The organism is Vibrio sp. B1FLJ16, assembly GCF_905175385.1.
Classification (GTDB): domain Bacteria; phylum Pseudomonadota; class Gammaproteobacteria; order Enterobacterales; family Vibrionaceae; genus Vibrio.
Genome location: NZ_HG992749.1, coordinates 2,216,841 through 2,231,366, shown reverse-complemented (window position 1 = coordinate 2,231,366; position 14,526 = coordinate 2,216,841). Strand labels below are relative to the sequence as shown.

Genomic DNA, 14,526 nt, shown 5'->3' with positions numbered 1-14,526 from the left:
GTAAGCTAAAATATGATATAAAGCGCGCCGGATATAGAGGTCTGTTCTCTTCACTCAGAAAACCCTGAGTGGCGAAGCAGGCTTTATCCAAAAAACTTTTATCTTTAAATCACACACATTCCGACACATATTCCGGGGTGCTGAGCAGAAGCTTGGTCGGAGTTATGGGGAATGTGGAGGCCTAACCCCATAGAGGATTTTAAAATGGCAACTGTATCAATGCGCGATATGCTGAAAGCTGGTGTTCACTTCGGTCACCAAACTCGTTACTGGAACCCAAAAATGAAGCCATTCATCTTTGGTGCTCGTAACCGCGTTCACATCATCAACCTAGAAAAAACTGTACCAATGTTCAACGAAGCTCTAGCTGAACTAGCTAAAGTTGGCGAGAAGAAAGGTAAAGTTCTATTCGTAGGTACTAAGCGTGCTGCATCTGAAGCTGTTAAAGAAGCTGCAATCGCAAGCAACCAGTTTTACGTTAACAACCGCTGGTTAGGCGGTATGCTAACAAACTACAAAACTGTTCGTCAGTCTATCAAGCGTCTAAAAGACCTAGAGGCTCAGTCTCAAGACGGTACTTTCGACAAGCTAACTAAGAAAGAAGCTCTAATGCGTACTCGTGAAATGGAGAAGCTAGAGAAATCTCTTGGTGGTATCAAAGATATGGGCGGCCTACCAGACGCTCTATTCGTAATCGACGCTGATCACGAACACATCGCAATCAAAGAAGCTAACAACCTAGGTATTCCAGTATACGCTGTGGTAGATACTAACTCTAACCCAGACGGCGTTGACTACATCATCCCAGGTAACGACGACGCGATCCGTGCTGTTCAACTATACCTAAACGCTGCTGCATCTGCAGTAACTGAAGGTCGCAACAAAGACGTTGCAGTAGTTGCTGAAAAAGACGGTTTCGTAGAAGCTGAATAATCGCGGCTTGCTGTCACACTTAGTTTATGTGAAACCTTGTTGTAGCATAAACTGAGTTATAGTTAGCAATGGGGGCCGACAATGTTAGGCCCCTGTTTTTTACCTTATTTCGAATCAAACGAGGAATAGAGAATGGCAACTGTAACTGCTGCTCTAGTTAAAGAACTTCGCGAGCGCACTGGCGCTGGCATGATGGAATGTAAGAAAGCGCTTGTAGAAGCAAACGCTGATATCGAACTAGCAATTGAAAACATGCGTAAATCAGGCGCAGCGAAAGCAGCTAAGAAAGCTGGTAACGTTGCAGCTGAAGGCGCAATCATCATCAAAGAAGAAAACGGCGTAGCTGTTCTTCTTGAAGTTAACTGCCAAACTGACTTCGTTGCTAAAGACGGTAACTTCACTGCGTTTGCAGAAGAAGTTGCAGCTGCAGCTCTAGCTTCAAAAGCTACAGTTGAAGAACTACAAGCTCAATTCGAAGAAACTCGCGTAGCGCTAGTAGCTAAAATCGGCGAAAACATCAACATCCGTCGCGTACAGTACGCAGAAGGTACTGCAATCGCTTCTTACCGTCACGGTGAGAAAATCGGTGTTGTTGTTGCTGGTGAAGGCGACGCAGAAACTCTTAAGCACGTTGCAATGCACGTTGCTGCATCTAAGCCAGAGTACGTTAACCCAGAAGACGTACCAGCTGAAGTAGTTGCTAAAGAGAAAGAAGTTCAAGTTGAAATCGCTATGAACGAAGGCAAGCCTGCTGAGATCGCAGAGAAGATGGTTGTTGGCCGTATGAAGAAATTCACTGGCGAAATCTCTCTAACTGGTCAAGCGTTCATCATGGAACCTAAGAAAACTGTAGGTGAAATGCTGAAAGAAAAAGGCGCTTCAGTTTCAACATTCGTTCGCCTAGAAGTGGGTGAAGGTATCGAGAAAGCTGCAGAAATGAGCTTCGCTGAAGAAGTTGCGGCGGCTCAAAAAGGTTAATCCTTAGAGACTGCACAAATATTAGACCGTAGCCCAGGCTGCGGTCTTTTTATGAGCAGTGAACGGGATGATTAGCCGTGATGAATAGTTATAAATAACTTTGTGCCTATTCATGACTGTTAATCAAATACTCTCTTTGGAAGGTAAACTCCATGACTACGAACCCTAAACCAGCATATCAACGTATTCTATTAAAACTAAGTGGTGAAGCTCTTCAAGGCGCAGACGGTTTTGGTATTGATCCAGCGATCCTTGATCGTATGGCACAAGAAGTGAAAGAACTTGTTGAACTAGGTGTTCAGGTTGGTGTAGTTATCGGTGGCGGTAACCTGTTCCGTGGTGCAGGTCTGGCAGAAGCTGGTATGAACCGTGTAGTAGGTGATCACATGGGAATGCTTGCTACAGTAATGAACGGCCTTGCAATGCGTGACGCACTTCACCGTGCTTATGTAAATGCTCGTGTTATGTCGGCAATTCCTCTAAAAGGTGTTTGTGACGACTATAATTGGGCTGATGCTATTCGTGAACTTCGTCAGGGCCGTGTTGTTATCTTCTCTGCAGGTACGGGAAACCCATTCTTTACAACGGATTCAGCGGCTTGTCTGCGTGGTATCGAAATCGAAGCAGACGTTGTTCTAAAAGCGACGAAAGTTGATGGTGTATTTACTGCAGACCCAGTAGCAAACCCAGACGCAGAGCTGTATGATAAGCTATCTTACGCTGAGGTTCTGGATAAAGAGCTTAAAGTAATGGATTTGGCAGCATTCACTCTTGCACGTGACCACAAAATGCCAATCCGCGTATTTAATATGAACAAGCCAGGCGCACTACGTCGCGTGGTGATGGGTGAAGCAGAAGGCACGCTGATCAATTCTGACGCATAATTCTAAACACCATCCAAACAGGTTGGGTGGTGTTTCGCTTTGCTCAACCCTTTTAAGCTTTCTTCAGGAAAGATGATATTTTTAAGGTGAAACTGTGATTAACGAAATCAAAAAAGACGCGCAAGAGCGCATGGACAAAAGCGTTGAAGCGCTAAAGAACAACCTGGCTAAAGTTCGTACTGGTCGTGCACACCCAAGCCTGCTATCAGGTATTTCTGTAGAGTACTACGGTGCGGCTACTCCGCTAAATCAGGTAGCTAACGTAGTTGCTGAAGACGCACGTACACTAGCAATCACTGTTTTCGACAAAGAACTTACTCAAAAAGTTGAAAAAGCGATCATGATGTCTGACCTTGGTCTGAACCCAATGTCAGCTGGTACTATCATTCGTGTTCCACTTCCACCGCTAACTGAAGAGCGTCGTAAAGACCTGGTTAAAATTGTACGTGGTGAAGCGGAAGGCGGCCGTGTTGCAGTACGTAACATCCGTCGTGACGCGAATAACGATCTAAAAGCACTTCTAAAAGATAAAGAAATCTCTGAAGATGAAGACCGTAAAGCACAAGATGAGATCCAAAAGCTGACTGACGTCGCTGTTAAGAAGATCGACGACGTTCTTGCTGCAAAAGAAAAAGAGTTGATGGAAGTTTAATACTCCCATCCACATCACTGTTGGAAAACGCTGTGCTCGCAGCTCAGCGTTTTTTTGTGTTAGTCTGTCCAACTGATGGAACTCAATTAACTTCTTATGGAAAATTATCAAGCCTTCTCTGACTCCCTTCCTAAACATATTGCTATCATCATGGACGGCAATGGTCGTTGGGCTAAATCTAAAGGTAAACCTCGTGTATTCGGCCATAAAAAGGGCGTAAGTGCTGTTCGTAAAACGGTCGCAGCGGCTTCTAAGCTTGGTATCAAGGCTATGACGCTTTTTGCATTCAGTAGCGAGAACTGGCGCCGTCCAGAGGAAGAAGTCGGTCTGCTGATGGAGCTGTTTATCACGGTTCTGTCGAGTGAAGTAAAAAAGCTTCACAAAAACAATCTGCAATTACGAGTGATTGGTGATGTAAGTCGATTTAGTGATCGCCTGCAAAAGAAAATTGCAGAAGCAGAGAAACTAACGGCGCAAAATACCGGATTGGTGATCAATATTGCAGCGAACTATGGCGGCAAATGGGACATCACGCAAGCGACTAAAGCAATAGCAGAAAAAGCACGTAACGGCGAAATACGTGTAGAAGATATTAATGAGCAGTTAATTACCGAGCATTTGACCATGGCTGATTTACCGGAAGTAGATCTGCTTATCCGCACCAGTGGTGAATGCCGCATCAGTAACTTCATGCTGTGGCAAATGGCATATGCAGAAATGTATTTTACTCCCGAGTACTGGCCTGAATTTGACGAAGACAGCTTAGTTGAAGCAGTCACTTGGTTTATTAACCGAGAGCGTCGTTTTGGCTGCACGGGTGAACAAGTAAAGGCATTGATGGTTGCTCAATAAGGACTAGTTAGTTTGAAACAAAGAATAATAACAGCACTAATTTTAGCTCCCCTGGTTATTTTAGGCATTTTTAAGTTACCCCTTGTGGGCTTTATCATCGCATTGACTGCGATAACTTTATTAGGTTTTTGGGAATGGACTCAGTTTACCGGCAGTCGCTCCCGTATTGCTGCACTGGTTCCAGCAGTCATTATCACTGGACTAAGCTACTTATACATCTCACCTGACGCCAATAGTCTCAACAATTTAACCACACCCCATTATGTTGTACTTGGTCTGGGTTTTGTCTGGTGGATTGTTGCCAGTATGATGGCGATTACTTATCCCAATACGACTAAGACCTGGCAAAATAGTGTTATTCTAAAACATCTGTTTGGTATGTTGACTTTACTTCCTTTTTTGTGGAGTGTTGTCATTCTCAGAGCGACGGATATTGCGGTAGATCCATACCACGGCGCAAAGTTAGTACTATTTGTTTGCTTCTTGGTATGGGCTGCTGATAGTGGTGCTTACTTTGCCGGTAAAAGTTTGGGCAAGCGTAAAATGGCACCACGCGTAAGCCCGAATAAAACCATTGAAGGTTTGATTGGTGGCATTATCGCAGCGCTGCTTGTTGCGTGGTTATTTGCAGATTGGTTTGAAATCCAATTTGCCAGCCCTGTTCATATGATCGTTATCACGTTAGCTACCGTTATAATTTCTGTGCTTGGTGATTTGGTTGAGAGTATGTTCAAACGCATATCAGGCATTAAAGACAGCAGCAATATCATTCCTGGGCACGGCGGCGTACTCGACCGTATCGATAGCCTAACCGCAGCATTCCCCGTATTTGCTCTTCTTTACTACATATTCTAATTTATCGGGAGCGGCTTATCGCTCCTGAGTTTTTCTGACGGTTTTACAACATGCAAAAGTTAACGATTCTAGGTGCTACAGGCTCCATCGGAGCAAGTACACTTAAAGTGGTCGAACAGAATCCAGAACAGTTTTCTGTGGTCGCACTAGCAGCGGGCACAAACGTCGAAAAGATGGCAGCACTTTGTCAAAAATGGCAGCCTAAATATGCAGTAATGGCGGATAAGAAAGCGGCAGTTGCCCTGAAATCTGAACTGACTATTGCGGCTCCGGGAACGGAAGTTCTTGGTGGCATCGATGCTCTTTGTCATGTTGCGTCATTAACTGAAATCGACAGTGTAATGGCTGCGATCGTTGGTGCGGCTGGCTTACTCCCAACAATGGCGGCAGTGAAAGCGGGCAAACGGGTACTACTGGCAAACAAAGAAGCTCTCGTGATGTCCGGGCAACTGTTTATTGATGCGGTAGAGCAATACGGTGCGGAGTTGCTTCCTGTTGACAGCGAGCATAATGCTATTTTTCAATGCCTACCGCAGCAGGTTCAGACCAGTTTGGGTCGCTGTGACCTAAACGAACACGGTATTTCTCATATTTTGCTGACTGGTTCTGGTGGTCCGTTCCGATACACAGATATCGCAGAACTGGACCGTGTTACTCCGGCACAAGCGATTGCACATCCTAACTGGTCTATGGGGCCGAAAATTTCGGTCGACTCAGCAACTATGATGAATAAAGGTCTAGAGTACATAGAGGCAAAGTGGTTGTTTAATGCTGCACGTGAGCAACTTGAGGTGATTATTCACCCACAGTCAGTTATCCATTCAATGGTACAGTACCGTGATGGCTCGGTTTTAGCACAAATGGGCGAGCCTGATATGGCAACGCCAATTGCACTGACTATGTCATATCCGTCGCGCGTCGATGCAGGGGTTAAGCCGCTGGACTTTACTCGGGTTGGAGAACTGACTTTCTTGCAACCTGACTTCGACCGTTATCCGTGCCTTAAACTGGCGATTGATGCATGTTATGAAGGTCAGCATGCGACAACGGCACTCAATGCGGCCAACGAAGTTTCTGTTGACGCGTTCTTAAATAACCGCCTAGGTTTTACTGATATAGCTCGCATCAATGCATCTGTTTTGAATAAAATCAGTGCGAGCTACAAAAGTGAATATGTTAAGAGCTTGGAAAGCTTGTTGGAGCTAGATAGAATGGCTAGAACTATCGCCCTTGAACTCATACGCGAGCGTGGCTAATGACTGGTATTTTGTGGAATCTCGTTTCTTTTATTGTTGCCCTTGGCATTCTTGTTGCGGTGCACGAGTTTGGCCACTTTTGGGTAGCTCGCCGCTGTGGCGTAAAAGTGGAAAAATTTTCTATCGGTTTCGGTAAGCCTATCTGGAGCAAGATGGGGCAGGACGGAACGGAATACAGCATCGCAATGATCCCTCTTGGTGGTTACGTCAAAATGGTCGACAGCCGTGTAGATGAAGTACCACAACATGAAAAACATTTAGCTTTCGATCAAAAACCGCTGTGGAAACGCACCTCGATTGTTGCAGCAGGTCCTATCTTTAATTTCTTATTTGCTATCTTTGCTTATTGGCTAGTTTTTCTTATTGGTGTTCCGGTGGTTAAGCCTGTGATTGGTGAAATTACGCCCAATTCCATTGTTGCTGAAGCAGGAATTGAATCGGGAATGGAACTAAAAGCGATTTCGGGTATCAAAACTCCGGATTGGGAATCAGTCAATATGGGATTGATTTCTCACATTGGTGATGATTTGATGACGGTAACCGTCGCGTCAGATACTGAGATTGGCTCCGAGGAAACAAAAACACTCGACCTACGAAACTGGAAGTTTGATCCGGAAAACGAATCTGCGATGCACTCGCTTGGCTTTAAGCCCTTTACTCCGGAAATCTTCACGACCATTCAGCAGGTGACTGAAGGTGGGGCTGCTGAAAAAGCAGGCGTTCAACCAGGTGACGAGATCGCGACGATTGACGGTAAAACGGTTAAATCTTGGGATGATGTGGTAGCGGCAGTTCGAGCAAATCCAAATACCCCGATCGAGTTAACCGTCTTACGCGATGGTTACAAACAGTCATTAACTCTGACGCCTGACAGCCGGGAGCTGGGTAACAATCAGGTGATTGGCTTTGCTGGTGTCGCGCCTAAAGTCGCAGAATGGCCAGAAAGTTATCGCTTTGAATTGCAGTTTGGTGTATTCGAGTCAATTGGCAAAGCTATTGATAAAACGGGTCAAGTTGTCGGGCTCACCATTAGTATGCTGAAAAAGCTGATTGTCGGGGATGTTGGTCTTAACAATCTAAGCGGACCTATTTCAATTGCGAAAGGAGCCGGAGCGACAGCAGACTATGGTCTGGTCTACTTTTTAGGTTTTCTCGCTCTAATTAGTGTTAACCTAGGTATTATTAACCTCGTGCCGTTACCGATGTTGGATGGGGGGCATTTATTGTTTTTTGCAATTGAAGCGGTCATCCGACGCCCAGTTCCAGAACGAATTCAGGAAATGGGGTACAGAATTGGTGGTGCGATTATCTTCTCGCTCATGGCGTTAGCGCTATTTAATGATTTTACTCGTCTGTGATAGTTCAGAGACAAAGCAGTAGCAAGGAATAATTAAAATAAATATGGCGATTAAGCGAATTCTATTTGCAAGTTTACTGGCGACCAGTGTATCTGCAAATGGAGCAGAGAACTTCGTAGTTCAAGATATTGAAATCGATGGATTGCAACGTGTAGCACTAGGTGCTGCGTTGCTGAAAATGCCTGTACGTGTCGGTGATAGTATCGACCAGGGCGATGTTGCAGAGATTATCCGCGCACTGTACGCATCTGGTAACTTTGAAGATGTGAGAGTGCTGCGTGATGGTGGCGTGCTTATTGTTCAGGTAAAAGAGCGTCCGACAATTGCAAGCATCTCATTTTCTGGGAACAAAGCTATCAAGGATGAGCAGCTACAAGAAAACCTCAACGCTTCTGGCGTTCGCGAGGGTGAAGCGCTTGACCGAACTACGCTGAGTAACATCGAAAAAGGCCTGGAAGACTTTTACTATAGCGTTGGTAAATACAACGCGACAGTTAAAGCGGTTGTCACTCCACTACCGCGTAATCGTTCCGATCTTAAGTTTGTTTTTACCGAAGGTGTGTCGGCAAAAATTCAGCAAATCAACTTTATTGGCAATGAAGTCTTTTCAGACGAAGAGCTTCTGTCTCGCTTCAACTTAAACGTTGACGTGCCTTGGTGGAACTTCCTTGCTGATGAGAAATATCAAAAGCAGGTTCTTGCCGGCGATATCGAAGCGCTTAAGTCATATTACCTGGACCGCGGTTACCTCAAATTTAACGTTGATTCGACACAAGTAGCAATCTCCCCTGACAAAAAAGGGGTATACATTACCCTCGGTTTGGAAGAGGGTGAGGTGTATACCGTTAAGGATGTTAAGTTCCGTGGTGAACTGATTGGTCAACAAGACACGTTCAACAATATGGTGCCATTTGAGAGCAATGAAACTTACAACGGCTCACTAGTGACATCTATGGAAGAGGGCATTAAGCGTGTGCTGGGTGAATCTGGCTATGCATACCCTCAGGTAAACACCATTCCTGAATTTGATGATGAAAATAAACAGGTGTCGTTAGTCGTCAATATCGACCCTGGTCATCGTATTTACGTTCGTGATATCCGCTTCACCGGTAACAACGCGACCAAAGACGAAGTTTTGCGTCGTGAGATGCGTCAGATGGAAGGAAGCTGGCTGAATTCGAAGTCGATAGAAACTGGTAAAACGCGTCTGAATCGTCTTGGTTACTTCGAAAATGTAGAAGTACAGACCGTTCGTGTGCCGGGTAGTGATGACCAAGTTGATTTGGTTTACTCGGTCAAAGAGGCGAACTCAGGTAGCGTGAACTTTGGTGTCGGCTATGGTACCGAGTCGGGTGTCAGTTTCCAGGTTGGTCTGCAGCAAGATAACTTCTTAGGAAGCGGTAATCGTGTTGGTATTAACGCGATGATGAACGATTACCAAAAGAACGTTAGTTTAGATTACCGGGATCCGTACTGGAACCTTGATGGCGTGAGTTTAGGCGGCAAGATCTTCTATGATGAGTTTGAAGCTTCTGAAGCAGGTATTGTTGACTACACCAACCAAAGCTACGGCGCAAACCTGACATGGGGTTTCCCTTTTGATGAACTGAACCGATTTGAGTTTGGTGTTGGTTATACCCATAACAAGATCGGTAACTTATCACCTTACCTTCAGGTAGAGCAGTTCTTAAGAGCGCAAGCAGATAATATTGATTCTGATGGGTCGTTGAATACTAATGATTTTGACATCAACATCTCTTGGACTCGTAATAACCTGAACCGTGGTTACTTCCCTACTGCGGGTAACCACCAGCGTGCTTTTTATAAGATGACGGTTCCGGGTTCAGACGTTCAGTATTTCAAAATGCAATACGATGTTCGTCAGTACTTCCCACTTACCGAAAAGCATGAGTTCTCACTATTGTTCCGTGGTCGCTTAGGCTATGGTAACGGTTACGGTGATACAAATGGTAACGACAACTTGTTCCCATTCTACGAAAACTACTACGCAGGTGGCTTTACATCATTACGTGGTTTTGGCTCTAACTCGGTAGGTCCGAAAGCGGTATACCGTGACTACTCAGGCTCGAACAACGGTGCTGATACGGTAACAGATGATGCTGTAGGTGGTAACGCGGTAGCGCTTGCGAGTCTTGAACTGATTGTTCCAACTCCATTTGCTTCGGATGAGGTTCGCAGCCAAATTCGTACCAGTGTCTTCTTTGATATGGCAAGTGTCTGGGATACCGAATTTGACTACCGTGACTCAGGTGCGGAGTATGGTGACCGTTATTACTACGATTACTCAGATCCAACCAACTTCCGCTCTTCTTACGGTGCGGCGTTGCAGTGGATGTCTCCAATGGGGCCGTTAGTATTCTCACTAGCGAAACCAGTTAAGAAATACGATGGCGATGATGAAGAATTCTTCACGTTTACTATCGGTCGAACCTTCTAAAGAGGAAAATATTTTGAATAAAATGATTAAAGCGGCTGGGATTGGCCTGTTAGTACTTAGCTCATCAATGTTTGCGAACGCTGCAGAAGCGGCTCAACAAATTGCTTACGTAAACACAGCTCAAGTTTTCCAAGCTCTTCCTCAGCGTGAAGTTGTTTTGCAAAAAATGCAGAAAGACTTTAAAGGTAAAGCCGATGAACTTAAGTCTATTCAGGCTCAGGCTAAAACGAAAATTGAGAAGCTGCAGCGTGATGGTGAGCTTCTGGGTCAAGACGAAGTAGAGAAGCTACGTATTGATATTGCGAAACTCGACAGCGAATACAAAGTGAAAGCGCAAGCACTAGATAAAGCTAGCGCTCGTCGTGAAGCGGAAGAGAAAGCGAAGCTGTTTAAGACGATTCAAGACGCAGTGGAAAAAGTTGCTAAGAGCAAAGGTTACGATCTAGTTATTGATATTTCTGCACTTCAGTACGGTAAGCCAGAATACAATATCTCTGAAGACGTAATTAAAGCTCTAAAATAAGAAGTTATGAAGACATTAACATTAGCCGAGTTGGCAACAGTTACTGGCGGTGAAATCTTTGGTGATGACTCGCTGTCTGTAAACCGAGTTGCTCCGATGGATAAAGCGCAAGAAGGTGATGTGACCTTCTTGTCTAATCCTAAATACGCCAAACACTTATCTGAGTGTAAAGCGACAGTCATCATGGTGAAGGCCGAACATAAAGATCAATGCCCCGGCAACGCGCTTGTCGTAGCCGATCCTTATGTTGCATTTGCTCGCGTTGTTCAGGCAATGGACACGACTCCTCAACCTGCTGAAGATATTGCACCCACTGCGGTTATCGCAGCAGATGTGAAGATGGGTCAAAACGTATCAGTTGGCGCGAATGCTGTCATTGAAACGGGTGTCGAGCTTGGTGATAACGTAAGTATTGGCGCTGGTTGCTTTATTGGTAAGAATGCGAAGCTGGGTAATAACACTAAGCTTTGGGCTAATGTGACCATCTATCATGAAGTCTCTCTGGGCGATGATTGCCTGGTTCAGTCTGGTACGGTTATTGGCTCTGACGGTTTTGGCTACGCAAATGAAAAAGGCGAATGGATTAAGATTCCCCAGCTTGGCTCTGTACGTATCGGAAACCGTGTTGAGATCGGCGCATCGACGACGATTGACCGCGGAGCACTAGAAGATACGATTATTGAAGACAATGTCGTTCTTGATAACCAGATTCAAATCGCGCACAACGTTCACATCGGATATGGTACCGTCATGCCTGGTGGTACTATTGTCGCCGGCAGTACTACCATTGGTAAGTACTGTCAGATCGGCGGCGCGTCGGTTATTAACGGTCACATCACCATAGCAGATGGTGTTGCGATCACCGGTATGAGCATGGTAATGCGTAGTATCGAAGAAAAAGGTGTTTATTCATCGGGTATTCCTTTACAGACGAACAAAGAGTGGCGTAAAACTGCGGCTCGCGTTCACCGTATTGAAGAGATGAATAAGCGTCTTAAGGCAGTAGAGAAGCTGCTGGAGCCGAAAGAAGGCATTTAGACTGAGATTCTTTCTGTTCTGAGCTGAATTAAAACCTAAAAGATAATCCATGGTTCCATATTCAGGACAAAGACTCGCGAAGTGCGAGTCTTTTTCGTCTATAATGACGCGCTATTAGTATATTTAATATCAAGCTGGTATACCCTTCGCGGAAATCCGCTGATTTTGGGGCTACCGTACCATCTTGGTTTAGAGAATTTATATAGGAATACGACTTTGACTACTGAAAAGAAAACGATGAACATCTCTGAGATTCAAGAGCTTTTACCTCATCGCTACCCATTCTTATTGATCGACCGAGTGATTGATTTTGAAGAAGGCAAGTACCTTCACGCAATCAAAAATGTGTCGGTTAACGAGCCTCAGTTTACAGGTCACTTTCCTCAGCTGCCAGTATTCCCTGGCGTTTTGATTTTGGAAGCTATGGCTCAGGCTACGGGTCTATTAGGATTTAAATCATTTGGCGCACCAGCAGATAATGAGCTGTACTACTTTGCAAGTGTTGACGGTGCTAAGTTCCGTAAACCAGTAGTACCAGGCGATCAGATGATTATTGAAGTAGAATTTATCAAAGAGCGCCGCGGCATTGCTGCATTTAGTGGTGTGGCAAAAGTAGACGGCGAAGTAGTATGTTCAGCAGAACTGAAGTGTGCTCGTCGAGAGTTTTAATATGATTCATGAAACCGCTAAAATCCACCCGGCAGCGGTGGTAGAAGAAGGCGCAATTATTGGCGCTAATGTGACTGTTGGTCCATTCACTTACATCACCTCTACGGTTGAAATTGGTGAAGGCACCGAAGTGATGTCGCATGTTGTTATTAAAGGCCATACAAAAATTGGTAAAGATAACCGCATTTTCCCGCATGCTGTGATTGGTGAAGAGAACCAAGATAAGAAATACGGCGGAGAAGATACAACTGTGGTTATCGGTGACCGCAATGTGATTCGCGAAGCGGTTCAGGTTCACCGTGGCACTGTGCAAGACAAAGCAACGACTATCATTGGCGATGATAATCTGCTGTGTGTTAATGCGCACATCGCTCATGACGTTGTTGTAGGTAACCACACTCATATTGGTAACAACTCGATTCTTGGTGGTCACGTCACGGTTGAAGATCATGCCGGAGTTATGGCTCTGTCTGCGATTCATCCATTCTGTACTGTTGGTGCATATGCTTACGTTGGCGGCTGTTCTGCTGTTGTTCAGGACATTCCGGCGTATGTCCTTGCACAAGGTAACCATGCAACACCGTTTGGTTTGAATTTGGTTGGGTTGAAGCGTAACGGCTTCGAGAAACCAGAGATTCGTGCGTTGCAAAAGGCGTATAAAGAAATCTACCGTTCTGGTAAAACTCTGGAAGAAGTGAAACCTGTCTTAGCTGAAATGGCGCAAGAGTGGCCGGCAGTAAAGCGTTTCTGTGACATTCTGGAAACTACGGAACGTGGCATCATTCGTTAATTCACGAATGGTCAGATAAATTGAAAAGATCGCGCCCGACTCGGGCCGCGGTCTTTTTTGTGTTTTATGGATAGGGAATCGCATTACCTTATTCATAGAGCACAGGGCATAGTACATAGAGCGGGATCGATATGGAAAAACCATTACGAATTGGCATCATCGCCGGAGAACTTTCCGGTGATACTTTGGGTGAAGGCTTTATCAAAGCCGTTAAAGAACAGTATCCAAATGCTGAATTTGTGGGTATTGGCGGCCCCAAAATGATTGCTCAAGGGTGTGAGTCTCTCTTCGATATGGAAGAGCTGGCTGTCATGGGCTTGGTAGAAGTGCTTGGGCGTTTACCTCGCTTACTCAAAGTTAAAGCTGAACTGGTTAAATACTTTACTCAAAACCCACCGGACGTCTTTGTCGGCATTGATGCACCCGATTTCAATTTACGTCTTGAACTAGACCTTAAACAAGCGGGTATCAAGACGGTTCATTATGTCAGTCCATCAGTTTGGGCTTGGCGACAGAAACGTATTTTCAAGATTGAAGCAGCAACTAATCTGGTTTTAGCCTTCCTGCCGTTTGAAAAAGCTTTTTACGACAAGTTTAATGTGCCATGTGAATTCATCGGCCACACGTTAGCGGACTCGATTCCTCTTGAGTCAGACAAAGCATCTGCACGTGAGATACTAGCACTAGAGCAAGATAAACAATGGCTAGCTGTTTTGCCGGGAAGTCGCGGCAGCGAACTGAAAATGCTCTCGCAGCCATTTATTGAAACCTGTAAATTACTGCACCAGAAATACCCCGACTTAGGCTTTGTCGTTGCACTGGTAAACCAAAAACGCCGTGAGCAGTTTGAGCAAGTTTGGAAAGAACATGCGCCCGAGCTGGATTTTAAGCTGGTGGACGATACCGCTCGGAATGTAATTACGGCGTCGGACGCAGTAATGCTGGCTTCGGGTACCGTTGCTCTGGAGTGCATGTTGCTTAAACGCCCAATGGTTGTTGGTTATCGGGTCAATGCGCTGACTGCTTTCCTGGCCAAGCGTCTGTTGAAAACGCAATACGTGTCACTGCCGAATATTCTCGCCGACAAAGAGTTGGTCAAAGAGTACCTGCAAGAAGATTGTACCGCGGAAAACTTGTTTGATGAGGTCGCTCGTCTGCTAGAGAGTGATAACCAAGAGATGTTAGACAAGTTTACCGAAATGCATCACTGGATACGTAAAGACGCGGATCACCAAGCTGCAAACGCAGTACTAAAATTGATAGAAAGGTAGATAACATCC

Annotated in this window: 14 protein-coding genes; all 14 read left to right on the top strand. The window is 45.2% G+C overall.

Going from position 1 to position 14,526, the window contains the following annotated elements; translation table 11 throughout:
• Positions 1–204 precede the first annotated feature (204 nt).
• On the top strand, positions 205–933 hold the full coding sequence (gene rpsB, locus KHN79_RS10125; protein WP_182008684.1) for a 30S ribosomal protein S2: 729 nt from the start codon (positions 205–207) through the stop codon (positions 931–933).
• A gap of 132 nt (positions 934–1,065) precedes the next feature.
• Entirely contained in the window at positions 1,066–1,911 is an 846-nt protein-coding gene (gene tsf / locus KHN79_RS10120) for a translation elongation factor Ts (RefSeq protein WP_182008683.1), read from the top strand.
• A 152-nt stretch (positions 1,912–2,063) separates the two neighbouring features.
• A complete protein-coding gene (gene pyrH / locus KHN79_RS10115) occupies positions 2,064–2,795 on the top strand; it encodes a UMP kinase (protein WP_182008682.1) in 732 nt (243 codons plus the stop codon).
• Positions 2,796–2,889: 94 nt separating this feature from the next.
• Entirely contained in the window at positions 2,890–3,447 is a 558-nt protein-coding gene (gene frr / locus KHN79_RS10110; RefSeq protein WP_182008681.1) for a ribosome recycling factor, read from the top strand.
• 96 nt (positions 3,448–3,543) lie between these two features.
• The gene (locus KHN79_RS10105; RefSeq protein WP_182008680.1) at positions 3,544–4,299 is read left to right on the top strand and encodes an isoprenyl transferase; all 756 of its coding nucleotides are present in this window, start codon (positions 3,544–3,546) and stop codon (positions 4,297–4,299) included.
• 12 nt (positions 4,300–4,311) lie between these two features.
• Positions 4,312–5,154 carry a phosphatidate cytidylyltransferase gene (locus tag KHN79_RS10100; RefSeq protein WP_182008679.1) on the top strand — a complete coding sequence of 281 codons (843 nt, stop codon included), beginning with the start codon at positions 4,312–4,314 and terminating at the stop codon, positions 5,152–5,154.
• Between the two features lie 50 nt (positions 5,155–5,204).
• Positions 5,205–6,410, top strand: coding sequence for a 1-deoxy-D-xylulose-5-phosphate reductoisomerase (gene ispC, locus KHN79_RS10095; protein WP_182008678.1), 1,206 nt, complete (start codon positions 5,205–5,207; stop codon positions 6,408–6,410).
• Positions 6,410–7,768, top strand: coding sequence for a sigma E protease regulator RseP (rseP, locus tag KHN79_RS10090; RefSeq protein WP_182008677.1), 1,359 nt, complete (start codon positions 6,410–6,412; stop codon positions 7,766–7,768). Before ispC ends, rseP begins: the two co-directional genes overlap by 1 nt.
• 43 nt (positions 7,769–7,811) lie before the next feature.
• A complete protein-coding gene (gene bamA / locus KHN79_RS10085; RefSeq protein ID WP_182008676.1) occupies positions 7,812–10,226 on the top strand; it encodes an outer membrane protein assembly factor BamA in 2,415 nt (804 codons plus the stop codon).
• Positions 10,227–10,239: 13 nt separating this feature from the next.
• Complete coding sequence (locus KHN79_RS10080) at positions 10,240–10,749, top strand: OmpH family outer membrane protein (RefSeq protein WP_182008675.1); 510 nt, start codon at positions 10,240–10,242, stop codon at positions 10,747–10,749.
• Between the two features lie 6 nt (positions 10,750–10,755).
• Entirely contained in the window at positions 10,756–11,787 is a 1,032-nt protein-coding gene (lpxD, locus tag KHN79_RS10075) for a UDP-3-O-(3-hydroxymyristoyl)glucosamine N-acyltransferase (protein WP_182008674.1), read from the top strand.
• Positions 11,788–12,003: 216 nt separating this feature from the next.
• Positions 12,004–12,456 carry a 3-hydroxyacyl-ACP dehydratase FabZ gene (gene fabZ, locus KHN79_RS10070; protein ID WP_182008673.1) on the top strand — a complete coding sequence of 151 codons (453 nt, stop codon included), beginning with the start codon at positions 12,004–12,006 and terminating at the stop codon, positions 12,454–12,456.
• A gap of 1 nt (position 12,457) precedes the next feature.
• Positions 12,458–13,246: an acyl-ACP--UDP-N-acetylglucosamine O-acyltransferase gene (gene lpxA, locus KHN79_RS10065; protein ID WP_182008672.1), complete on the top strand. Its 789-nt coding sequence runs from the start codon at positions 12,458–12,460 to the stop codon at positions 13,244–13,246.
• 131 nt (positions 13,247–13,377) lie between these two features.
• Complete coding sequence (gene lpxB, locus KHN79_RS10060) at positions 13,378–14,517, top strand: lipid-A-disaccharide synthase (protein ID WP_182008671.1); 1,140 nt, start codon at positions 13,378–13,380, stop codon at positions 14,515–14,517.
• The last annotated feature ends 9 nt before the right edge of the window (positions 14,518–14,526 follow it).

What these genes read in the sequence shown, in the direction of transcription:
- rpsB (WP_182008684.1), top strand. Translation starts at nt 205, where the DNA reads ATGGCAACTGTATCAATGCGCGATATGCTGAAAGCTGGTGTTCACTTC.
- tsf (WP_182008683.1), top strand. Translation starts at nt 1,066, where the DNA reads ATGGCAACTGTAACTGCTGCTCTAGTTAAAGAACTTCGCGAGCGCACT.
- pyrH (WP_182008682.1), top strand. Translation starts at nt 2,064, where the DNA reads ATGACTACGAACCCTAAACCAGCATATCAACGTATTCTATTAAAACTA.
- KHN79_RS10105 (WP_182008680.1), top strand. Translation starts at nt 3,544, where the DNA reads ATGGAAAATTATCAAGCCTTCTCTGACTCCCTTCCTAAACATATTGCT.
- ispC (WP_182008678.1), top strand. Translation starts at nt 5,205, where the DNA reads ATGCAAAAGTTAACGATTCTAGGTGCTACAGGCTCCATCGGAGCAAGT.
- rseP (WP_182008677.1), top strand. Translation starts at nt 6,410, where the DNA reads ATGACTGGTATTTTGTGGAATCTCGTTTCTTTTATTGTTGCCCTTGGC.
- bamA (WP_182008676.1), top strand. Translation starts at nt 7,812, where the DNA reads ATGGCGATTAAGCGAATTCTATTTGCAAGTTTACTGGCGACCAGTGTA.
- lpxD (WP_182008674.1), top strand. Translation starts at nt 10,756, where the DNA reads ATGAAGACATTAACATTAGCCGAGTTGGCAACAGTTACTGGCGGTGAA.
- lpxA (WP_182008672.1), top strand. Translation starts at nt 12,458, where the DNA reads ATGATTCATGAAACCGCTAAAATCCACCCGGCAGCGGTGGTAGAAGAA.
- lpxB (WP_182008671.1), top strand. Translation starts at nt 13,378, where the DNA reads ATGGAAAAACCATTACGAATTGGCATCATCGCCGGAGAACTTTCCGGT.